The organism is Alcanivorax sp. REN37, assembly GCF_041102775.1.
GTDB lineage: Bacteria > Pseudomonadota > Gammaproteobacteria > Pseudomonadales > Alcanivoracaceae > Isoalcanivorax > Isoalcanivorax beigongshangi.
This window is the reverse complement of sequence record NZ_JBGCUO010000001.1, coordinates 349412-372341: the sequence shown is the minus strand read 5'-3', so window position 1 is coordinate 372341 and position 22930 is coordinate 349412. Positions and strand designations below refer to the sequence as shown.

Genomic DNA, 22930 nt, shown 5'->3' with positions numbered 1-22930 from the left:
ACATGATCATCAACAACAAAACTCCAGTCGGCGAAGTACGCCCAAGCCAATTGCTGTGGACTTATGGCCCCGGTGCGCTGATCGACCTGCCCAGCCTTTCCGTAGTGACACTCGGTATCGACCGCTGGGAAAAGGATCGCTGCCAACCGATTCAAGAGGCACGGCTGCTTGCTGCCGTTCGGAAGGTTCTGGGAACGCAGGTCGAGAATCTGCGGATGCCGCCTTTCCAGAAAAGCGAACTCGTTGATGTCTGGTCTGCCGAGGCCAATATCGGCGTTCCCGTCCGGCCATTCCCGCGCTGGATGCGCTGCGTGAAGTGCGGTCTGCTGTCCCCCTTTGATGCCGGTCTGTTCGAGATCAAGGAGAACCGCTTCAGGCCGGAGCGAACCCGCTTCGTTCACAAAGGCTGCCGTGGTTCCAAAGGCGACCAACCGGCCAAGGATGCGGATGCCGTCCCCGCGCGTTTTCTGCTGGCCTGTCGCGATGGTCACCTCGACGACTTCCCTTGGCACTACTTCGTCCACGGCGGCAACAGTTCTTGCAAAGGCACACTGCGCTTCTTCGAGAGTGGTGCATCGCTGCAAACCGAAAACCTGTGGGTGAAGTGTGATGCCTGTGGGGCGTCCAGAAGCATGGCGCACGCCTTTGGAAAAGCCGGAAAAGAGAATCTGCCCGGTTGCCGAGGGCGTCACCCGCATCTCGATCACTTCGATCACGAATGTGATGAAGAGGCTCGCGCCGTTCTGCTGGGTGCCACGAACAGCTGGTTCCCCATCACGCTCTCGGCGCTCGCGATTCCTCAGACCAACGACCCGCTCAGTCAGCTGATCCAGGATGGCTGGGAGTTTTTCGAAGATCTCGACTCCGAAGCCGAAGTGTCGGTGACGGTGAAGACCTTGAAGAAGACTGGTGCGCTGCCAGGAATAGACAAATATGCGGCGGCCTCGATCTGGTCGGCCATCGAGGCACATCGCTCCGGAGGCGGGCAGGATGTCGTAGGTGAGGCCGACATCAAAGGGCCCGAGTGGGATGTGCTGACGGAGGCCAACCCGCCCACGGACTACCCGCACTTCATGAGTAAGAAGGTCGGCACGCCACAGGGCCTCGGAGGCCATATCAGTCGAGTCTTGCTCCTCGAACGTTTGCGCGAGGTGAATGCGTTGCTGGGCTTCACCCGGGTCGAAGCCCCCGAAGAGTCTGGCGACCCCAATGAGCGTCCGCAGATGGCCAGCCTGTCACGCAGCAAGCCGGATTGGGTGCCAGCCAACCAGGTTCATGGTGAAGGAATCTTCATCCAGTTCGATGAGGCTGCGCTCGTCAAGTGGGAGGCTCTGGATGGTGTGAAGAATGTCGACCAGATGCTCCGTGGTGGTCATAAGGGGTGGCGCAATTCGCGTCATCTCGACCCGAACGAAGGCTACCCCGGCATTCGTTATGCGATGCTGCACACGCTGTCTCATCTACTGATTCGGGAGTTGGCGCTGGAATGCGGATACAACGCCGCGAGCATTCGTGAGCGCATCTATGCCGATACGTCGGGCGACAGCCCGCAGGCAGGCATCCTCATCTACACAGCAGCAGCCGATTCGGACGGCACGCTGGGCGGCCTCGTCGATCTTGGCAAGCCAGAAAATCTTGGCCGCTTGCTGGAGCAAGCGTTGAATCGCTCGAAGATCTGTTCCTCTGATCCTCTCTGTTCGGAACATGATCCAGAAAAGGATCGATCACTGCATGGTGCCGCCTGCCATGCGTGCAGTTTGGTAGCGGAGACCTCTTGTGAGCGAGGCAACCGCTATCTGGATCGATCGCTGCTCGTACCAACACTCGAACGCGCCGACGCTGCTTTCTTCAAGGGTTTCTGACATGGATGAACTCTTGGATGCCATTGCAGCATTGGTTTCTCTGGTTTCGCCTGAAAAGGTACAGGCCGTTGCCGCCCGCGTTCGTCGAACCGAAGCCAGCAAAGCTGCGTCGACGTTGCCGAGCGTGGTGGGAACCCCGGTGGCCAGTACCGTGGTCGAGCAACTTGCAGCCGCGTGGCAAAACACCGAGGTCGGCTCAGACGAACTGGCATCGATGCTTATCGCTGCCAGCCATGTCTACACCAAAGCCGCTTCGGAGCAATCCACCGAACTCGTGTGGACTGGCCCGACGACGCCTTTCGTGTCAGCGCGTCGAACAGAGCAGGCACTTCTGCAGGTCATCAATTCCGCTGAACAGTCGTTGTTCATTACCAGCTTCGTGGCCTACGACGTGTCCACCATCGTAAAGGCGCTGAACGCGGCAAATGATCGCGGTGTGGCCATATCAATGCTGCTTGAGTTGTCCCAAGAGCACGGCGGCAGCATTACCTTCGACGCGATAGGCAAAATGAGGACGCTGGTTCCGGCCGCCAATCTCTATGCCTGGCGCGACAAGGCCGATCCGTTTTCCGATGGACGCGTTCACGCCAAAGTCGCTGTCGCAGACGGCAGGATGTGTTTCATCACCAGCGCGAACCTGACCGGGCACGCCATGGAGAAGAACATGGAGGCCGGTGTGCTGATCTCTGGCGGGCGCATTGCAAAGCTGCTTGATGAACACCTGTGCTCACTCGTCGACACGAAAATTGTGTCCCCGGTTTGATGATGATCGCCAAGGCATCTCAAGCTCCCGGATGGATCAGTAGTAGCAAGATCATCGCTGGCAGCTTGGACAGAGGCTCCCTGCTCGGGGGATCTGCGGTAGTGACCCGCTGGGCTTATTGAGGAGGGAAATATAGATGGCGAGATATTCAGAACACGATACCAGCAAGATCTACCAAGCAGCGGACTCATTCCGCGCCAACTGCCTACTGAGCGATGGCTCTCTGCTGTTCAGTGATGCATCTGTTTGGCGCCCTGACGTGCTGGATCGCATCCACAAGGCCTTTGTTGCCACACCAGACGAAGGCGACCGGACGTTCATCGACAAGTTCAAAGACCAGGTGGGCAAGGCTGGCCAGGATGTATCACGTCTTGCGGCAGAGATCTTGAGCGTGTACTTCCTGTTCCCGTCTAGTGTTGGTGGCATGCGCAAGCGGCAGGTCGTGAACGAAGTGCTCGGCTGGGGCGATGACAACCTGCCGGAATCACACCCTGTTTCGGCAGCCTTCGCCAACGGGATCGGCAGTGGCGGTCAGGGCTACAACACCCGCCGCCCTTTCGAGATTGCTTTCCTGATCGAACTCGCCATCGCATGGAAGAAGTTACCGCAGGATCGGCAAGTACAGGTGGCCGCCGATCCGTGGCTCTTTCAAGATATCGTGGACAGCATCGAGGATGCCGAGTCGAAGCAGCTCCGGCACATGCTTCTCCACCTCCTGTTCCCCGAGCACTTCGAGCGCATAGCAAGTGGCAATCACAAGCGCAGAGTCATCAAGGCTTTCTCGGGACTAGTCACTGCCGAATCAGAGGATGATGACCGGGCGATCTTGGCCATTCGCCAGGAGCTCGAAAAGCTGCTTCCCAACCGGGAGCTGGATTTTTACTGGTCGCCGCTTGTCGAGGCTTGGTACGACGACAGCGAGGGTGCATCTGATGGCGCGCCCCTGGAGATCATCCAGCACAAGAAGCAGATCGTCCTCTATGGCCCGCCGGGTACTGGCAAGACCTTCCGCGCCAAGAAGCTGGCTGAGCGCGTCATCCGATCTGCTGCTCTCAGCCAGATGGGGCCCGCTCGCTACTTCCAGTCGCAATCTGCTATCGAATCCGCAATCCGCGACAACGTGCATCGACTACAGCTGCATCCGGCCTACAGCTACGAGGACTTCATCCGCGCACTCCACATTTCGAATGGCGGTGGCACGGAATATCGAGCTGGCTACCTTCCGAAACTGATTGAGGACATTGAGCGGCAGCCACGCGCGGAACGTCTGCCGCACATCCTGATACTGGATGAAATGAACCGGACGGATCTGAGTCGGATGCTCGGCGAGTGCTTCTCCTTGCTTGAGGATCGCAATCAGACGATTGAGCTTCCGGCACGCAATGGCGACGGGGCAGCAATGAAGCTGCGCATCCCGGACGATCTGTACGTGATCGGCACCATGAACCTGATCGACCAGTCCATTGAGCAGATCGACTTCGCGCTGCGCCGCCGCTTCCTGTGGCTACTGTGCCCGTTTGACGCAGAGGCTCTTGTCGGTGCCGCCGAATCCAAGTGGCATAATCTGAAATCGGGGCTTGCGTGGGATCGCATCGAACCGGACTTCCGCAAATTGGCTGCAGCGGCGGCGGCTTTGAACAGGCAGATCCACGACAGCCCGCTGCTGGGCTCGCAGTACGAGATCGGGCACACCTACCTGCTCGACGTGGTCGTATTCCTGCGCAATTTCCTCGGCACTCGACCGACGCGCAAGCAGAACTATCTCTGGAACAAAAAGGGTGAAGCTCTGGAGCCAGTAGTGCAGGTGTGGAATCTGTCCCTTCGTCCATTGCTCGAGCAGTATCTCGCCGGACTGGACGCAAACGCACGCAATGGTGAGCTCGACCGGCTGTCTAGGGTTCTACTCAAGCCGTCGGTGGCCGAGTGAAACTAGTCGCGCGTGACTGCTCGCCGCTTGTCCCGCAACCGACAGCGGCGGAGGCGAACTGGCTCCGTAAGCTCGCAACCAATGTCCGAGCCTCGAATCTTGTCGTGCCCATCTCCGGCGAAAGGGATGACGATGAACCCATCGTCTACTGTGCATGGGACGGCACTTGGTGGGCTGGCCGGTACGTCGGCTCAATTTCCTTCGAGGGACACAGCCTGACTATTGAGCCACGTTTTGGTTTGGCCACGCTTCGGAGTTGGCTTTTTGAAGCCACGTCGGTCGTGCTGACCGACGCGCCCGGAAGGCTCAGGGAGGACGAATCGTTCATTGCCCAACTCCTCGCGTCCGTTTGGGCCCATGGCTTCATCGAGGCGGCACGGCATGGGCTGCCTGCGCTTCGCCGTGAAGTGGCCACCGAAGGCGCGACTGTCAGGGGACGGCTTGATGTCCCGGCATCTCTGCGCTTGATCGCCACGGGTGGTGGACAGGTCGTGTCTATCCGTTCGGAGCGATCGTTGGATCACGCAGCATCCGATGCCATCGTCGCCGCCTACGAGGTTCTGCGACGGTGGCTTGGGGTGCCGGACGAAAAATGGCTGCCTACGCGTGCCAAGGAGCTCCTTCCCCATCTGATGGCTGTCACCGGTGCGCGACCACGCGTGCCGACGAAAGCTCAACTGGACCGGATTCGCTACACGCCGATCACCGCAGGTTTCGCGTCTATCGCTGAGTTATCAAGGCAGATTGCAAACCGAAGGGGGCTCGCTGCCGATATTGATGCCAGCGGTGAAACGAAAGGGGTGTTGCTCGACGTTGCCGAGCTCTGGGAGATGTACGTCCTCAGCATCCTGCGGAAGGCCGCTGTACCTCTGACAGTGATCCACGGCACTCGCGATAAGTCTGCCACCAAGAAACTGCTCCATAGCAATGTTTCGGGCCAAGGTCTGGGCACATTGATACCCGACGCGATACTGCTCTCTGGCTCCGTCATCAAGGGGGTGGTTGATGCGAAATACAAGTCCCTCCATCCGTCTGCCAGCTCACCAAATGGGCCGCAACGCGACGACCTGTACCAGATGGCTGCCTACCTCGGACGCTTTCAAGCACCCGTCGGAATTGAAACCTGGGGTCTCTTGGCGTATCCCTTCGACCCATCAAAACCTGATACTCCCCATGCTGAGCAGAACAGCCCATGGAGCCTTGATGACCGGAAAAAGATCAGCTTTGCCACGTTGCCCCACAACTCCACCGACGCAGTGGCCAAGTTACGTTCGCTGGTCATGCAACTAGCCACTACTGCTGTTTGGTCTGCGAGAGCTTGAAATTTCGGTCGATCAATGTGGGCACGGATCACATAAGCGGGCTTGCCTCCCTGCACCAGCCAGCGTTGGTACTACAAAGTTGCCGCTGTTCGCCCATTCGCAGACCCCTGTGCGAATGGGCAGGCCAGCGGCAAGCCTGTCGGCCATCGCTCTCTATAACGGACAAAAGCAGGACGTCCGCTTCGGGAGCGATGACCCTGACACATCCAGATTGTTAAAGAACGGCGTATCGCCCACATGGGCAGCACTACGACCTTCGGGCAGGAAGGATTTCGCTCACTACTTCAGATCGTGCGCCACTTACTTGTCCAGCGCCACCATGCGCACGATGCTGTCAAACTCGTTCAGCACGTCGGGATGATTTCTCGTCAGGTGCCGCAAGATGGCTTCATTGGCCATCAGCTTGGCGAGATAGCCCTTGGCCAGCACCAGATTGAGGATGTCTTGGCCATAGGTCTGCTCGGCCAGCTTGAACTGCTCTTGGAGATTGCCCATTTCCCGCTCCATCTTGGCCATCTGATCGGCGCTGACGCCGGTCATTTTCTTGGGCTTGGTCTCGCCGACGAGCAGGTTACTGGGTGTGGCGGCCACCAAGGCCTGTGCATAGGCCACCGTGATGTTGTTGGCGCTGACCATCAGTTCGACGCATTCGACCTGACGGGTTGGCTTGAGCTTGCGTAGCACTGCGCCAAGGTTGGCCGAGAAGGTTTGATCGCGCAGCAACTCGGCGGCCTCCGGGCAGATGCCATCGAGCAGATTCAGTTTCTTGATGATGTGGCTGATGTCCACGTCCAATGCTTTCGCGAGCTTTTCCGGGGTGACGCCGCGTTCGACGGCGCGGCGGATCATGAGGTGCTCCTGAATGCTGGAAAGGCGATTGACCCGGTTGTTGTAGGTGTAGCTCTCGTCGTCGGTGGCCACGAGGCACGGTGCCTTGTCGAAGCCCAACTGCTTCAGCGCCACCAGCCGTGTGTGCCCATCGAGCAAGATGTACTGGCCCTCGCGGGAGGGCTTTCCCACCGACAGGGGCTCGATCAGCCCGACAGCCTCGATGGACGCGAGGATCTGCTTGAATTTTCGGGAGGCAAACAAGCCCTCGGGGGTCTTGCGCGATGGCAGGATGGCCGAAAGCTCGAGAAATAGAGGCTCCGGCACGAAGCCCAGTGGCGGTCTGCTCATGTGCCACACCCCCGCGCCCAGACCCGATCCGCCAGATACTGCGGTAACGAGTCCATTCCCTCGGCGCGCAGCAGGTTGGTGAAATTCTCGTCTACCAGCAACTGACGCAACGCACCGACGATGAACAGCAGGTTGCGCTGGGCAGTCTCGGCCTTCCTGACCAGCTGCTTCTGGCGCTCGACTTCACGTTGGTAGTTGCGCACGAGACTCGACGTGGTCACATCCGCATTGGGTTTGCGGGATGACATCTTGCCGCCGACGGCCCGACCTTGCGTGCGGCGACGTTCGATGACCCGCCGTGCCTGGATCAGTTGGCTGCCACGCAGCTTGCCGGATTCATAGGCTTCCTGCAGTGCGGCCTGGATTGCCTTGTCATCGGTGCCCGCGCCAGCAATCGTGATCGCCGCGTTGAGCGGGATGCGTCCGCTGCCGACGGCCATCAGCAGGCGCTCTTCGCCATTCTTGAGCAGGTACAGGATGCCCTGGACATACTCCGGACTCAGGCCCGTCTTCTGCGCAATGTCTTTCTTGTCGTAGCCCTGATCCCGCAGTTGTTCGATGCCGATCAGCAGCTCCAGCGGGCTGAATTTGCGCCGTGCGATGTTCTCCGTCAGGCTCATGATGAAGGCCGATTCATCATCGACGTTCATCACCATCGCGGGGATTTCCTGGTGGCCGAGCGTCTTGAAGGCCTTGAAACGCCCCTCACCGCAGATGAGCAGGTAGTGCTCGCCATCGTTCCCCGGGCGCGGTGTAACGATGATGGGCTTCTTCAGGCCGATGCTCTGGATGTTGCCGACGATCTGTTCGAACACGCGGCTGTTGCGTTCGCGCGGATTCAGAACCTCGATCCGGTTCAACGGGATCATCCGCAATTCCGAGTGGCGATGCTCTTTATCCTGGTTCATGCGGCCCTCCTTATGCGGATGCGCCGGGCCATGCCGTACAGGTAGTCCAGGCTGTCGAAGCGGTAACACTCGAACTCGATGCCGTTGTGATCGGCGAGATGGATGCGGGGCTGGCCGAAGTCGAGTCGCGGCAACAGGTAGTAATCCAGCGCCGCCTGATTTGTTTCATCTAGCCGCACGGCCACCGTGATGTCGGGCGCGAGGCTGGTGTCGAAGCGCACCTTCCAGCGCCGCCGCCCGTTGTCGAGCAACTGGCAACGGGCCAGCACTAGCGAGACGGTGAACTCGTGGTTGACGGTGAGGAGATCGGTGGCCGGATCACGTTCGACCATGCCACCGACCTCGGCGATCATCCGTTCGGTCTGGCCGACGATCTCCGGATGCAGTCGGCGCAGGAACTGGTTCACCTCCAGATACTGGTAGTCCCGATCCGGAGTGAAGCCCACCGTCTGGTACGCGCGGATCAGGCTGCCAAAACGGTGCGCATAGGCCGCCGACGAGGGCACGCCTTCGGCCTCGTCGATGATCAGACCGGAGAGATAGCCATGACGCTGGTACAGGTTGCGCAGCTTCTCGATCAGCTCCTCATCGCTGTAGCGGTGTGATCGTGCGCGCAGGATGCCTTGCGCCGTGTAAAAGAGCTCCGGCGGCACGATGCCCTCAAACGCACCTTCCTTCTTGATCCACATCTCGGGGCTGTTGACCACCCGATGCTTCTTGAGCTTGAAGGAGCGCCGGTTGTAGACGTTGTTGCCGATGTATTTCTCGTTGGACAGCACCTCGCGCACTGTCGCCCGTGTCCAATCACGTCCAAGGTCTGTTCGAATCCCTTGGGTATTCAGCCGTTCGGCAATGTCGAGCTCCGCCAGGTTGTCGGTGACAAACCAGCGATAGATCTGGTTGACGGCGGCGACCTCGTCGTCAGGCCCCGGCTGCAGGATGACGCGGTCAGTTTGCAGGCTCTTGTGCTCACCACGAGCCAATTCACCTTTGAGCGTGCCGGACTGATCGATCAGCACGCGTCGCAGGCCATAGCCAGCCGGGCCGCCTTGCCGAAAGCCCAACTCGATCAGGCGGCACTGCCCCGCGAATACCTTGGCCGACAACTCACGGCTATATTCGCCCGCCATCGCACGCTTGACGCCCTTGACGATGGTGGACACGGGCGAGCCATCATTCTCGAACTGCTCGGCGCAGTAGGCGACTTGGATTCCGGCGCGGCGGCAGATGTATTCGTAATAAGCACTCTCGTCGGCATCCTGAAACCGCCCCCAGCGACTGACGTCGTAGACCAGGATGACCTGGAAGTCCGCGTTTCCCGTCTCGACATCCTTGATCAGTTGCTGCAGTGCTCGGCGGCCATCGATGCGCAGCCCGCTCTTACCCTCGTCGGCATAGGTGCGAACGATCTCGATGTTGCGCCGCTCGGCGTACTCACGGATTTTGTCGGCCTGATTCTCCGTCGAATACTGCTGGTGCTCGGTCGACATCCGCACGTATTCTGCGGCCCTAAATGTTGGAGGGGGTGAGTCCACCTCCGTTGAAAATTCTTCTGCCTGCATAGACCCGATCACTCATTGTTATGTGCGCCTGCTCTCGGGTCTGCTTTTCACCTTGCTGGCACGGCCACGACCAGCGCGGTGCCGGTCGAGATGCACAGGGTTGAAACTGTTGCCATTCAGGATGATCGAGAGCCCATTTGGAGAAAGAAGTTAAGGGCGAATCGCCGGGGTGTCGATCAAGTCATCTCTTGACACGTCCATCTTGCACGGACACGTCAGGCATGCCGGTGTGATCTCGACGATCCATGAAGTGCCGTTTTCCGTTGGAAAGGCTGGGTGTCGTGTGATGCGGTACAGGCCTGTCGGCAGGTCGCACACGTCCATCTTTGCAAGACCAGTGTCCTGTCCCCTGACATCACGCAGACGCTGTTGTGCTCGGTTGTGCTGTTCGTACTCTGGCCGGGCGTTACGGTAGTTGCGCCAGTAGTCAGGATTGCGCTGCGACCATGCCTGCTGGGCTGCGCGCTGGTTGATTCGGTAGTCGGAATCGGACTGAAGCTTGGCCCGCTGCCACTGGCGCTTGCGGGCGCGCTGGCAGTCGGGCGAGGAGCAGTAGGCTTGGCCAGGAACTTGTGGGCGCGGCTCGAATGGTTGGCCACAGCAGGCGCAGAGAGTGCTGGACATCAAAGTTCTCCATATGAAAATTCATATGGGAACGGCTGATCGTCAGCGGTAATCCGGGAAGCTCAGCACCGGGCAATGATCCGGAAATGCCTGATGGTTGATGCCGCGCGGTGGGGAGGGTGTCAGTAACCCATGTCGAGTTTTTGTGCCTGTGCGGCCAACTCGTCCAGTGCCTTGCGGCGCTCACCCAGCATGGCCTGCCGATTGGCCTCGTCCTGAATGATGCGGCACTGCTCGATGATGCCGGCAAAGCTCGGCTGATTCAGCGCCAGCAGACCATCCTCCAGCATTGCGGCATAGTCCTTTTCGAGCGCCGCCAACGATTCACCTGCCGGGATCAGTTGCAGTTGACCACTGATGGCGGCGAAGTAATCGATCTTGGCACCAGCAGCATCTTTCTCGACGAAGAACACCGATTTGTGTTCTGCAACGGCTTGGGCCAGAGCTTGATCGGCGCAGGCCGCTGCACAGTGAGGTGTTTTTGCGATGGCGGCCAAGTCGTACCAGTGACGCGAATAACGCTCGCCGCGCAGCCGCCCCTGCAAGCAATACACATGGGCAGCGGTGGCTTTTTCCCAGAAGGTGCGCTCTGCCGCCATCACCAGGGGCTGGGCGACTGGGAAAGTGACCCCTTCGATTTCCGGTGCGATGTCGCATGCCACTGGCTGAACATGGTGCGGCTCTCCCGTGGCGCGGGCACCAAACTCCAGCAGGATCGTGGGCGCTGAATATCCGGTTCCAGTTTTGACCGCCGGATACGACAGGATCAGCTTGTCCTTATCTTTGCCAGCCAACGTCAGGCTCGCGTCCAATCCATCTTTCACCAGCGCCGCAGCAATGACAGGTTTGACCGTCGTCTCGATCCAGTCGGGCAGGCGGTGGCGTACCGCGCTGCTAATCTTTTTTTCCTGGCTGGCGGAATCGGGAATGGGGTTGCCTTCCTTCAAGAGGTCGGTGGCCAGTTCGCGGATGTCGTAGGTGAGATCCACGTCCTCGGAAAACCGGTCGATGATGCGATACACCTTGGACAACGAGGTGCCGCCTTTGAAGGTGAGCTTGCTGGCCAGGTCGGATTCGTAAATGGCGGACAGCACCCAGACCACCCAGATGTCTTTTTCGAGCAGGTGCGCAGGCCGCCCGGTGCGAGCCGCAGCAAACTCCAGAGCTTCAACCTGATCTTCCCGGCTGAGCGAAAACCAAGACTCAGCCATATGCCATTGCCTCGCTGACCACTTTGGCCATCCAGCTCGGCAGTGCGGCCCGCGCGCCACGCACGGCCTCCCACTCGGACTCGGGCAATTTGGCGCGCAGTTGCTTCAGCGCCTCCGGTGCGCCCTCCGGCCCCAGCCATGACAGCGCACGGATCACCTTGCCTGCGGGGCGCTTGCCCAGCAGCAGTTGCCAGCGATTGCCGTGCTTGAGCTCCACACACCGGCTGCCAAGATGCAGGGTACGGGATGCGCCGGAGGTGAGAAAAACCTCGCGGGTCGGCACCTGCGTGGTCAGGCCCAGCGCATTGGCTTCGGCCGCGCCGTTGGCCACCACCGTTTCACCGCAGCTGGCCTCGATGGCCTGCACCACGGATTCTGTGGACGGTGGGCGGGAGCCAAACCGGCCCTCATGGGGTGCGACATAGGCACCGCGACTCACGCGCAGCAGCTTCCCTTCCTGAGCCAGCCGGGACAAGGTTTTGTCGATGGCTGCCCGCGATCCCAGATGCAGGAACTCCTTGGGCGACAACAGACCACCCTCGGGCATGGCCCGGGCGGCAGACAAGATGTTCTCGGCAAGATGGCTCATGGTCATGGCTCCTTTGTCAGAAATATAAATCAGTATCTGACAAACTGCAATTTGCAGCAGACGTACCCGGTCAATGGTCGCAGAGGAGCCTCCGAGGTCTTGGGAGCCCGGATCACGCACATAAAAGGGGGATTCGCCGAAAGCCAACACGGTTTTCGGCCAGATCATCGAATTCACGGCCTTAAGGCCGAGGTGTTACTATCTGGTTCATAAAGCGGACGCGGGTTCAGTTCCGTGTTCCGCCACCAAACAAAAAGCCCGAGCGCTTCACCGCACCCGGGCTTTTTCATGCCTGCTCTAGACCGAACTCAATCTGCCAGCAACCGGAACGGCTGCGCCGCCTCCAGCTCGAATGCCAGCTCCAGCAAGGTTCTTTCGTCGCCATGGCGGCCGCAGAATTGCAGGCCCAGCGGCAAGCCAGTGCTGGTTTCAGCCAGCGGCAGCGCGATGGCCGGCGCGCCGGAAGCATTGTTGGCAGGCGTGAAGGTGATGTATTCCAGCAACCGCTCCATCTGGATTTCAAACGGCAAATCGGCGGCGAGATAACCGATTTCCACCGTGGTGTGGGCCAGTACCGGGGTCAGCACCACGTCGTAGTCGGCCAAGCTCTGCGCGTATTGGTCGCTGCTTTTCTTCAACTGCCGCAGCATACCCGGCGCTTTCCAGAAATTGCGGCCGAAGTGGCGTGACAGCCCTTTAGTCAGCAGATCCAGTTGGCGGCGCTCGAACCCCTGTCGCATCAGCAGCGGCCCGAGTGTCTGAATGCTGAACGCGAGCATGCCCCAATACAGCAGGAAATCATCGACGAAGCGGCCCGGTAGTGCGATGCGCGCCGGCTCCACTTGATGTCCCAGATCCGCCAGCAACACGCTGGTTTGCTCCAGTGCGCGCAGAGTGTCTGGGCAAGTGGTGGGCTTGATCAACGAGTCCGTCATCACGCCAATACGCAAACGGCGCTGCCCGGGGCCAGTCACGTTACCGATCGGCGGCAACGCGGGGTTGCGGTAGTGAAGTTCGGCGGCTGCGAAGAAACGCGCGGTATCGCGCACGCTGCGGGTCACCACACCGTCTGAAACAATGTTGATCGGCAGTGCGCGGGCAGCTTCTTGCACTACCAGTCTGCCGCGGGTGCTTTTCAACCCAACCAGCCCGCAGCACGCCGCGGGAATGCGGATCGAACCGCCGCCGTCATTGGCGTGAGCAATCGGCACCGCACCGGCGGCCACCAGCGCCGCCGAGCCACCAGAAGAACCACCGGACGAATGGGCCAGCGACCAAGGGTTGCGGGTCGCTGGTTGGTGAGCGGTTTCGGTGGTGGCGGTGAAACCGAATGCCGGCAACGTGCTTTTGCCAAGCAAGTTGAAGCCCTGAGCCAGATACTGCTGCGCCAATTCGCTGGTCTGCTTGAGCGGCTTGGCGCCCACCGCCGCACTGCCTTGGCGGGTCGGCAGCCCCTGCACGTCGATGTTGTCTTTGATCAAGGTCGGCACGCCGGCAAACGCACCGCTGGCGCTGCCGGAGCGGGCACGCTGGCGCGCGGCATCAAAGGTATCCAGCACCATCGCCTGCAGCGGCGCCGCCCGTTGGAGCCGCTCGATGGCGGCTTCGGTGACTTCTTCCTGGCTGACTTCACGGCGCGCCAGCCGTTCGGCCAGATCAGTGGCATCCGAGCGGCCCAAGGCGTCATCGGTAAATACGTGCAAGCGTTCCACAGGCTCTCCGGAGCAGCAAATAAAGATGCACTAACGTGCCACCAAAGCCGACATCAGGCAGTGACGCTGGCGCCCCGCACCGCCCGCGCGCTGGCAAGGGTGATCGCCGAATGCCCCTTTGGAGTCCTATTTACCGGGCAGCCAGCTTGCCAACCTGTCACCGCAGCCATCAGCCACGCTTACGCTGGAATCTCGATCACGTGCCGCCGCTGCTACGCAGCTAATACACCGGCAGCGCGGATGGCTTTGGAACGGCAGATGGGACACCCTATCTGCCGTCCCTGACTGTCCGAGAACAATAATGCGCCTGCACCTGCTCAGTGATCTGCACCACGACCGGTTTCCCCCCACTGCCCCGCCGCGGCCGAAAACCGACCTGCCGGATGTGGCCGCCGATGTGGTGATCCTCGCCGGCGACATCGACAGCGGTGCCGACGGGGTGCACTGGGCCGTAACTCAAGCCGAGCGCCTCGGCAAACCGCTGCTCTACATTCCCGGCAATCACGAATATTACGGTCAGGAATACCACACCACGCTGGCCGCCATGCGCGCAGCGGCAGACGGCAGCAACGTCAAGGTGCTGGATGAAAACCGCTGGCTGCATCAGGGCGTGCGCTTCCTCGGCTGCACGCTGTGGACGGATTACGCCACCACCCCGGCCGGACATGACGCCATGGACATCGCCAGCAAGCTGATGCCGGATCACCACATCATCCGGTTCGGCGAGCGGCTGTTCACGCCACAGGATGCGCTGGCGCTGCACCAACGCGCTCGCGACTGGTTAGCGGCCGAGCTGGCCGTGCCCCACGACGGCCCCACGGTCGTGATCACCCACCACGGCCCCACGCCAGACTGCGGCCATCCACGTTTCTCGCCTGGCCCGCTGGACGGCGCCTTTTTTTCTGACCTGAGCGCGCTGCTGTCCGGTTGCGACCTGTGGCTGTTCGGCCACACCCATGTGTCGCTGGATCTGCCGGTAAATGGCGCGCGCTTGGTTTCCAACCAACGCGGCTATCCCGGCGAACCCTCCGGCTTCGATGCCGAAAAAGTGATCCTGCTGCCGCGTCGCAGTTGCTAAATTTGTTTGATCCGCGGTGATCCGCCACTGCAAGCCTTCGAGTGTCCCGACCATGGGTTACACTCCGGGCTGTCTGTTGTTCGCCAGGTGCCCGGAGGCACCCACGGGAGACCCGATGAGACGCCCTAAAGTCTGGACCCTGTCGCGGCTACTACTGCGCCGTCACCCTGATCCGTCCGCCACGCTGCCGGCGTGGCCGACCCCGCTGGGCGATGCCCCGGAGCAGCCACTGGCACCGGTGTCCGATCTGCAGCGGTTGGTGGATATCCATGCCGCCTGGGAAGCACGTCCGCAGCCCACCGCGGAGTCCTTCCACGCCCTCTTGCGCCGTGGCCCGATGCCGAGCAAGGCGATGGATCGTCTTGATGCTTGGCTGTGTACGCGCTTTCCCGATGGCCATTCGCCCGGCACACGGCTGTCCAGCAGCCTCGGCTGGCTAGGCGCGGTGACATTGCTGGTCGGTGCCCTGATGGGCTTCGGGGTGATGGCCGCCCTGGTGGCCTATGACGGCAGCGCCCGCGTCAACCTGCTGTGGATTCTCGGACTGGCATTGCTGCAAACGGTGCTGTCACTGGTAGCAGCGCTGCTGATGTTCCGCCGCCGTCCGAAACTGACGTTGCTAAGCGGTTTCACCCGTTTGTGGCCGGCGCGCTGTCTGCGCGGCCCGATGCGCCAACTGATCACCGGCTCACGCCGTGACGGCCTGCTTGATGCCCTGCATGTGCCGCTGCTGATGCTGCTCGCGCAGCAGTTTGCGCTGGCATTCAGCGTCGCTGCGCTGGCGTCACTGTTGCTGCACCTGAGCGCACAGGACATCGCCTTTGGCTGGAACAGCACGCTGGAAATCTCAGCGACCGGCATGCACCACTTCCTCCATGCGCTGGCCTGGCCTTGGCACTGGCTCAGCGCCGCAGTGCCGTCATTGGAACTGGTGGAGGCGTCGCACTATTACCGGCTGCGCAATGCCGCCCCGCCGCTGGCTGATCCGGTGATGCTGGGTCGCTGGTGGCCATTCCTAGTAGCGATGTGGGTGGTGTACGCGGTGTTGCCGCGGGCGCTGCTGTTGCTGTGGTGTGCGCGCCGCTGGCGCCGCATGCAGCACCTCACGCTGCAGGAAGCGCCGCTGTACCGGCACACGCTGTCGCACTTCGTGTTCGACCACCACAGCGCGCGGTTGGCCGCAGCGGACGTCATCAGCGCCAGTGTCGAACGCATGCTGCGCCACACCGAAAGCGCCGATCTCAGCGCGGACCAAGATGCCCAGCAACTGGGTGAGCAACTGACCCATCAATGGCAGCAAGCGCTGACGCAGGCCGAGCGCGAGGCCCTTGAAGCACTTGCCATCATTTATCTGCAGGACGGCCCAACACTGGCCGCCAGCGACACCCTGGACCTGCCAGATTCCGAGCAGCTGTTTGCATTGGAGCATTGGGAACGCTGGGGTCTGAGCAAGACTCAGCTGGCGATGTTGGCTGGCCTGGGCGGCACCGCCGCTGGCGGCGGCCTCGACTTGGCCACTGGCGGTGTGACCATGGGCGCCTTGGCCGCCACCTTCGGTATCGGCGCGGCGGCGTCGGTGTACTTCTCCACCCGCATTGCGGCAGTCACCGCCGACGCCGGCACCGTACGGGTGGGCCCGGCCCAGCATCGCCAACTGCCTTGGGTGCTGCTGGGCCGGCAGCTGTCAGCCTGGCAACTGCTGGTGCGCAATGTGCCTGGCAGCACGCCCGCCAGCGGCGACATTCCGGACTGGCGCAGCGGCCTTAACCGACGCCAGGAACGGCAATTGGAGAAACTGTTCTCGCTGTACCGCAAAGGCGCCGGCGATGAAACCCGCCAGCGCCTTGCGGAGCAGTTGATTACGCTGATGGACCGCCTGCACGCGCCTGTTGTCGACGACTGAACCAGAGGCTTCCGAGCAGGGTGATCACCAAAATGCTGGCGATCACCGACAGCGAAATCAGCACCGGCACATGGAACCAGTGCATCGCCAGCATCTTGCCGCCGATGAAGACCATGATCGCTGCCAAACCGTATTTGAGCAGCACAAAACGATCCGCCACGCCGGCCAGCAGGAAATACATGGCACGCAGGCCAAGGATGGCAAACAGGTTCGAGGTCAGCACCAAGAACGGGTCGGTGGTGACGGCGAACACCGCCGGGATACTGTCGAGCGCGAACACCACATCCGACAACTCCACCAAGATCAGCGCTAGCAGCAGTGGCGTGGCATAGCGAATGCCGTCGCGCATCACCAAGAAGCGTTCGCCTTCCAGCGTATCAGTGAGCCGCAGATGGCGACGCAGCCAGTTCAACAATCGGCTGTCATTAAGGTCGGTGTCCTTCTCCGGCAGCAGCATCTTGATGCCCACCACGATCAGGAAGGCGCCGAACAGATACAGCACCCAGCCAAACTGGCTGATCAGCCAGCTGCCGGCAAAGATCATGATGGTGCGCAGGATCACCGCGCCAAGAATGCCGTACAGCAGCACCCGCCGCTGTAACTCCACAGGCACTGCAAAGAAACCGAAAATCAGCATCCAGACAAAGACGTTGTCCACCGCCAGCGATTTTTCCAGCAGGTAGCCGGCAAGAAATTGCAGGCTGTATTCATTGGCCAGTTCCCGCCCAACGCTGCCGTCGAGATACCACCACAGCCCGGCGCAAAACAGCAGCGCCACCGTCACCCACGCCAGCGACCAAAGCCCGGCTTCCTTCACCGACACCTTGTGTCGCCGGCCACCGCCGAGCCATAAGTCCACCGCCAGCATGGCGATCACAATCAGGGCAAAGACACCCCACATCCATCCCTGTCCAATGGTGACCATTGCACTCCTCCAACAAAAAACGGCCGGTTCACGATGAACAGGCCGTTATTGGGGTGTTTTCCACGCACGACCTGCCCGTAGGCAAGGTCTTGCTTGCAACTGTCGTTGCCCAAGGCACCGGGTGTGGACTGGGTCCACCGCCGTGATGACGACACCTTGGCGAAAAGCTACTCCCCTTGTTGGCGCACAATCTATGCCGCAGCGGCCTGGCACGCAAGCTGGCGCACGATTTATTACTCTTCGCTCACCCACAGGTTGCGGCCAAGACGCTCGGCAGCCAGCTGGTACAGCAGCAACAGCCGGTGCTCGGCCCGATGCAGCAGATCGTCCTGCACCTCCGCCGGTTGCACATCGAAGCGACCGGCCGGGGTGTGGCGCAGCAGCACGCCGTCCTCGATCACCCCGAGCATATCGCCTTGCGTGATCCAGGCATCCGGCGACTCATCCGGCCGCAGCAGCGAATCGCCCAGCGCCGAGAACGGTTGCGCCAAGCCCATCACATCCACCATGGTCGGCAGCAAGTCATACTGCGACGCCAGCCGATCGGTGCGAGCGCTGGGCACCTGCCCCGGGGCGTGGATGATCAGCGGGATGTGGAACATGTCCGCAGTGTCTTGCCCATCACCGCCCCACTCATGGTCGGCGGTGAAGATGAAGGTGGTATTGGCAAACCAGTCGCTGTCTTGCGCTGCCGCCATGAACTGCTCCAACGCCCAGTCGGTGTAGCGCATGGTGTTGAGGAAACCATTCAGGCCTCGACGATCATGGGGCGCCACGTGGAATTCCGCACCCGGATCCGCAAATGGCTCATGAGTGGTGCCGGTGAACAGGAAACCGAAGAACGGCTCGCCACCAGCGTGCAGCCGGTCGAGCTGGTCCTTGAAAAACATCAGGCTGTCGTAATCCCAACCGTAGCGGGGCGCCTCGTTGCCGTAATCGCGCCGCAGAGGCACGTCCTCCTGACCGTAGTACTCCGCAAACCCGAGGCTGCGCGCGACCGAGTCCACCCGCAACGAGCGGCGGGGAGATGACTGCATCATCAACGTGCGGTACCCGGCCTGGCCGGCCAAGGCGCCAATGCGGGTCATGTTGGTCAGCTCTAGCCCATGACCAAGCCAAGGATTGCCGGGCAGCAGCGGGATGCCGGTCAACACCGCTTGTAGACCCTGGATACTGCGCTGACCGGCGGCATAGAAGCGGTCGAACACCCACGACTGCTGCGCCAGTGAATCCATGAACGGCGTCGCGCCGTGCTGGCTGCCGGCGAGTCCATCCAAATACCGGTAGCTCCAACCTTCCAGCAGAATCACCACCACGTTGCGGCCGCTTGGCTGGTTATCCGGGTAATGCTTGAAGAACGGGTTATCGCCGGTAACGCCGTACTGCACCCGTGCCGCCGCCAGCGCTTCTGGCGAGAAGTAACGCGGCGTGCGTGGCTGGCTGTGCAGCGAGGCATTCACGGCACTGAAAGCGCCGTTCAGGGTCAGGTTGGAAATTTGTTCGTTACCGCTGACATAGGCGTCAATCACGCTGACCGGTTTGCCCTCCAGTTGCAGGCCGCGACTGGCCATCACGCATCCGGCCACCAACACCAGCGACACCAATACCCGCGGCACCAAGCCCACCGAGCGCTTCAACGGCCGGCTGCCCGGTCGCACCACGGCAAACCACCACAGCAACGGGAACAGCGCCACCATGATCAGCAGCGCCAGCGCTTCTGCGCGCCGCGACTCCATGGCAATGTTCCAGAACAGACCGATTTCGCTGCCCAGTGTCAGCAGCTCGTTGCCGAGGTGACGGCCGACCTCACCGAAATAGCCGAGGTCACCGAAACCCAGCAGCCACAGCGCCAGCATCGGCACACCGGCCAACAGCAACCAGAACCGGCGCCAGCGGATCGAATCGCCCCAGCGCAATGGGATCGCCAGCGCCAGCAGCATCGGCGCGGTGAACAGCACCAGCACCGAGAGGTCAAAGCGCACGCCTTGGCTGAAACCCTGCCACAGGCCAGCGGCGGTCAGGCTGTCAAAATGCGCCGGGTACAGCAGCAGCAACGCACCGCGCAACAGCGCGAAGAACAGCACGCCGGCGCCAAGCACCAGCAACAACGGACGGGCGCGCTCCCACAGGTAGGAGATCCAATGCATGAGACCATCTCGGCAAGACAGGTAGGGAAGCCGGCAATTGTGTCAGAAAGCCTGCAGATTGGGACTATTTTTTGTCCAGACTCGACATTTGATGTGACAAACGCCCGATCAAGATCGGGCAGACGGGGTTTGCGAGGACTCACACCATGACCCGAATCCTGCGCCTGGCACGACGACTGCTGCTGGCGATGCTGTTGCTCGCCTTGCTGCTGCAAGCCAGTTTCGCGCTGCGACTGTGGGTGTATCAACAGCACCCGCCGGAGCACACCGCCTTCATGCGTGCTGCCGTGCAGCGGTTGGCGACCGAGCACGGCGCCCCGGTGACGCTAGATTACCGCTGGGTGCCGCTGGAGCAGATCGCACCGTCGCTGCAACGGGCGGTGCTGGCCGCCGAGGACAGCCGCTTCTTCGAACACGGGGGCATCGACTGGGAGGGTCTACGCCACGCCTGGGAACGCAATCGTGACGCCGGTGCCCCAGTGGCCGGCGGCTCAACACTGACCCAGCAGTTGGCGAAAAACCTATTCCTCAGCGGCAGTCGCTCCTACTTGCGAAAGGGACAAGAAGCCGCCATCGCGCTGATGGCAGAAGTGATACTGGGCAAGCACCGCATTCTGGAAATGTACCTGAACGTGGCGGAATGGGGTGACGGCCTTTATGGTGCTGAGGCCGCTGCACAACATTACTTCAACGTCAGCGCTGCGGAACTTTCACCGCTGCAGGCCGCCGAACTGGCAGCACGACTGCCGCGCCCCCGCTACTATGCTGAGCACGGCGTCACCCCTTGGCTGGCGCGCTACCGGCAAATCATTCTCGCCCGCATGGACCAGATTGCTCTGCCACCCCGCGCTGCCCCCTGATTGGAGATACCCATGACCCTGCGTTTGCTGTCTGCCCCCCATCTCGCCCTCGGCGCGCTGCTGATGAGCGCCGCCCTGGCAGGCTGCGACGGCGGCGGTCCTGCCGACCCGCAGCCGGATCGCCGCATCGGCGTCTGGACCCAGCAAGGCGACACTCAGCCGGTGATGGTGCTGGAAGGCACCCAGCGCTGGCACCTGCTCGGCGTCGACGACCTGCAAGGACAGCGCTGGCAAACCGATTCCGGCGACGCCGTCACGCTGACCGGCCGCGTGCCGTCGTCCGACGCGGACTGGAGCCACCAAGCTACGCTTACGCTTGATGCCGCCGACCGACTATCGGTATCTGGCGTTGACGTCTTGGACGGCACTTGGCTGCGCGACGACAGTGCCGCGTGGGCATTGGACGGCCAGCTCGACCTAGCGCAGCAATCACTGCAGGCTGGCGACCGCGTCGAGCTGGTACTGGAACCGGTGACGCCCCCTAATGTGCGCGGCGGCGTGCTGCAGCGGGAAAGCCTGCAGGTAGACGCTGACACGAGCGCGCAGCCCTTCCGGCTGTTCCTACTGCCGCGCCAATCCGGCCAACCAGACCGGCGCCTGGTTGCCACCGTTTACCGTGATGACAAACCGGTACTGAGCGCCAGCAGTACCACACTCAAGGATCGCCAGCCGGATCCGGTCAACCTGACCCTGCTGCCGCTGGCAGCACCACTGCACCATGGCGAATACCACGTCGAAGGCGACCGCGCCTGGTTCCATGACTGCCAGACCGATCAGGATTACGCGCTGGCCGACAACGGCGGTGCCGAAGACGTGCGCCAACAGTGGGATGGCCGCCGCCAAGCCGATGGCAGCCTGCTGGCCTCGGTGCGCGGTGTGCTGGTGGACGGCACCTTGCACATCACCCAAGCACTGGACATGCGCGAGAACGGCCGCTGCGCGCAGCGTACCGAAGCCTCGCTCACCAACACCTACTGGAAGCTGACCCAACTGGATGGTGCCAAACTGCCCGGCGAGTCGGCCAGCGAGCCGCACTTGGTGCTGGCCGGTGCTGAGGATGACGGCGCACTGCGCGCCCACGGCAGCCTCGGTTGCAACCGTTTCTTTGCCGCCTATGAACTCGGTGATCAGCATGCGCTGCGCTTTGCCGGGGTCGGCGCCACCATGATGGCGTGCATCGACGGCATGGCCACCGAGCAGCGCTACCGCAGCCTGTTCGAGCAGGTACGCAGTTACCGTTTGGAGGGCGAGCTGCTGCGGCTGTTTGATGACCAGCAGAATGAGATTGCGCTATTCCAATCGGTTTACCTGTTCTAACCCGCCCGGCCGCCGGCACCGTCCGGCGGCCGCTTGGTGACGTTTACGCCATTGGCGCGTCACGTCTTGCCGGCCCTTGATTGCCCCCCGAAGCTGTCGCCGCCGTGATCCACGTCAGTCTGCGGCCAAGCTCTGCCACCAGCCCAGTGGCGGAGCCTTCCGGCTATCGCTTAGACTGCCGTACTGGTTACCCGGCGCACATTAACGGCAGCACACCGGCCTCTCCGCGGCTCGCGGACGGCACGGTGCCTGAGAGCAGACTGCCGCTCCGCGCCACCCTGCGGCGATCCACCACGAGCTTTTGGAGTCTGCTCCGCCGCGACTGCCAAGGAGGCCAACCATGATTCTCAATGCCACACCCTACTGCCCGCCCACCCATGTGGAACTGCTGCGCCACGGCGAAGCGGTTGGCCCCGGCGTGTTCCGCGGCCAACGTGATGACCCCCTCTCCAACCTCGGCTGGTCGCAGATGCGCACAGCGGTAACGCTGGAGGAACACTGGGACGCGGTGCTGACATCACCACTGCAACGCTGCCAGAGCTTCGCCGAGCAGATTGCTGGCATCAATGATATCCCGTTGTACCTAGACGCCGATTTCAGCGATCTGGATTTCGGCCACTGGACCGGCTTGCGACTGCAAGACTTGCCGCACCGAGATCAACAACGGCTGCAGAGCTTTTGGTCCGGCAACGACCACTACGCGCCGCCGGAAGGGGAAACCCGGGCACTGTTCAGTGAACGGGTGGTGAGCGCCTGGCAGTATTGGACTGAGCGCCTACAAGGTCAGCGCATCCTGATGATCTGCCACGGCAGCGTAATGCGTATGGTGATTGCCCACGTGCTCGGCATGGATCCGTCACGCATGTTTCTCGGCATGCGCGTGCCGCATGGCTCGCGCAGCACCATTGCCTTGTCGCACACCGACCACGGCACTTTCTCCAGCTTGGTGGCCCATGGCGTGATGCCCAAGCAGGTTTGTGCAGAAGCGGCATAAGGAAATGAATAATTCATATTTATAAGGAATAAGGTTCCGGGGCATAC

18 protein-coding genes are annotated in these 22930 nt (G+C 61.5%); 9 read left to right on the top strand and 9 right to left on the bottom strand.

Going from position 1 to position 22930, the window contains the following annotated elements; all coding sequences use genetic code 11:
- The first annotated feature begins 2 nt into the window (after positions 1-2).
- From drmB to AB5I84_RS01630, 4 genes are all read left to right on the top strand, one after another.
- On the top strand, positions 3-1862 hold the full coding sequence (drmB, locus tag AB5I84_RS01645; protein WP_369454090.1) for a DrmB family protein: 1860 nt from the start codon (positions 3-5) through the stop codon (positions 1860-1862).
- Between the two features lies 1 nt (position 1863).
- A complete protein-coding gene (gene drmC / locus AB5I84_RS01640) occupies positions 1864-2625 on the top strand; it encodes a DISARM system phospholipase D-like protein DrmC (protein WP_369454089.1) in 762 nt (253 codons plus the stop codon).
- A gap of 136 nt (positions 2626-2761) precedes the next feature.
- Positions 2762-4552, top strand: coding sequence for an AAA family ATPase (locus AB5I84_RS01635; protein WP_369454088.1), 1791 nt, complete (start codon positions 2762-2764; stop codon positions 4550-4552).
- 104 nt (positions 4553-4656) lie between these two features.
- Positions 4657-5874: a 5-methylcytosine restriction system specificity protein McrC gene (locus AB5I84_RS01630; RefSeq protein ID WP_369454087.1), complete on the top strand. Its 1218-nt coding sequence runs from the start codon at positions 4657-4659 to the stop codon at positions 5872-5874.
- A gap of 300 nt (positions 5875-6174) precedes the next feature.
- Here AB5I84_RS01630 and AB5I84_RS01625 read toward each other — a convergent pair whose 3' ends face one another.
- From AB5I84_RS01625 to AB5I84_RS01595, 7 genes are all read right to left on the bottom strand, one after another.
- Entirely contained in the window at positions 6175-7053 is an 879-nt protein-coding gene (locus tag AB5I84_RS01625) for a plasmid partitioning protein RepB C-terminal domain-containing protein (RefSeq protein WP_369454086.1), read from the bottom strand.
- Positions 7050-7961 (bottom strand): ParB/RepB/Spo0J family partition protein, encoded by a 912-nt coding sequence (locus AB5I84_RS01620; protein WP_369454085.1) that lies wholly within the window; start codon positions 7959-7961, stop codon positions 7050-7052. The genes AB5I84_RS01625 and AB5I84_RS01620 overlap by 4 nt, the downstream gene beginning before the upstream one ends.
- Positions 7958-9523 (bottom strand): recombinase family protein, encoded by a 1566-nt coding sequence (locus AB5I84_RS01615; RefSeq protein WP_369454084.1) that lies wholly within the window; start codon positions 9521-9523, stop codon positions 7958-7960. The genes AB5I84_RS01620 and AB5I84_RS01615 overlap by 4 nt, the downstream gene beginning before the upstream one ends.
- Before the next feature lie 150 nt (positions 9524-9673).
- Positions 9674-10147, bottom strand: coding sequence for a hypothetical protein (locus tag AB5I84_RS01610; RefSeq protein WP_369454083.1), 474 nt, complete (start codon positions 10145-10147; stop codon positions 9674-9676).
- A 122-nt stretch (positions 10148-10269) separates the two neighbouring features.
- The gene (locus AB5I84_RS01605; protein ID WP_369454082.1) at positions 10270-11358 is read right to left on the bottom strand and encodes a nucleotidyl transferase AbiEii/AbiGii toxin family protein; all 1089 of its coding nucleotides are present in this window, start codon (positions 11356-11358) and stop codon (positions 10270-10272) included.
- Complete coding sequence (locus tag AB5I84_RS01600; RefSeq protein WP_369454081.1) at positions 11351-12115, bottom strand: DUF6088 family protein; 765 nt, start codon at positions 12113-12115, stop codon at positions 11351-11353. Before AB5I84_RS01600 ends, AB5I84_RS01605 begins: the two co-directional genes overlap by 8 nt.
- Before the next feature lie 140 nt (positions 12116-12255).
- Positions 12256-13659, bottom strand: coding sequence for an amidase (locus AB5I84_RS01595; protein ID WP_369454080.1), 1404 nt, complete (start codon positions 13657-13659; stop codon positions 12256-12258).
- Between the two features lie 301 nt (positions 13660-13960).
- Here AB5I84_RS01595 and AB5I84_RS01590 point away from each other — a divergent pair, with 301 nt between their 5' ends.
- Positions 13961-14737, top strand: coding sequence for a metallophosphoesterase (locus AB5I84_RS01590; RefSeq protein ID WP_369454079.1), 777 nt, complete (start codon positions 13961-13963; stop codon positions 14735-14737).
- Positions 14738-14852: 115 nt separating this feature from the next.
- Positions 14853-16640, top strand: a complete 1788-nt coding sequence (locus AB5I84_RS01585; RefSeq protein ID WP_369454078.1) for a DUF2868 domain-containing protein — start codon at positions 14853-14855, stop codon at positions 16638-16640.
- On the opposite strand, the gene AB5I84_RS01580 is transcribed toward AB5I84_RS01585, so the two are convergent.
- Both AB5I84_RS01580 and AB5I84_RS01575 read right to left on the bottom strand, forming a co-directional pair.
- The gene (locus AB5I84_RS01580; protein WP_369454077.1) at positions 16597-17565 is read right to left on the bottom strand and encodes a TerC family protein; all 969 of its coding nucleotides are present in this window, start codon (positions 17563-17565) and stop codon (positions 16597-16599) included. The genes AB5I84_RS01585 and AB5I84_RS01580 overlap by 44 nt on opposite strands.
- Positions 17566-17798: 233 nt before the next feature.
- The gene (locus AB5I84_RS01575; RefSeq protein WP_369454076.1) at positions 17799-19712 is read right to left on the bottom strand and encodes an LTA synthase family protein; all 1914 of its coding nucleotides are present in this window, start codon (positions 19710-19712) and stop codon (positions 17799-17801) included.
- Positions 19713-19858: 146 nt separating this feature from the next.
- On the opposite strand from AB5I84_RS01575, the gene mtgA reads away from it, so the two are divergent.
- From mtgA to AB5I84_RS01560, 3 genes are all read left to right on the top strand, one after another.
- Entirely contained in the window at positions 19859-20572 is a 714-nt protein-coding gene (gene mtgA / locus AB5I84_RS01570) for a monofunctional biosynthetic peptidoglycan transglycosylase (protein WP_369454075.1), read from the top strand.
- A 12-nt stretch (positions 20573-20584) separates the two neighbouring features.
- Positions 20585-21889 (top strand): META domain-containing protein, encoded by a 1305-nt coding sequence (locus AB5I84_RS01565; RefSeq protein ID WP_369454074.1) that lies wholly within the window; start codon positions 20585-20587, stop codon positions 21887-21889.
- Between the two features lie 340 nt (positions 21890-22229).
- Entirely contained in the window at positions 22230-22883 is a 654-nt protein-coding gene (locus AB5I84_RS01560; protein WP_369454073.1) for a histidine phosphatase family protein, read from the top strand.
- The last annotated feature ends 47 nt before the right edge of the window (positions 22884-22930 follow it).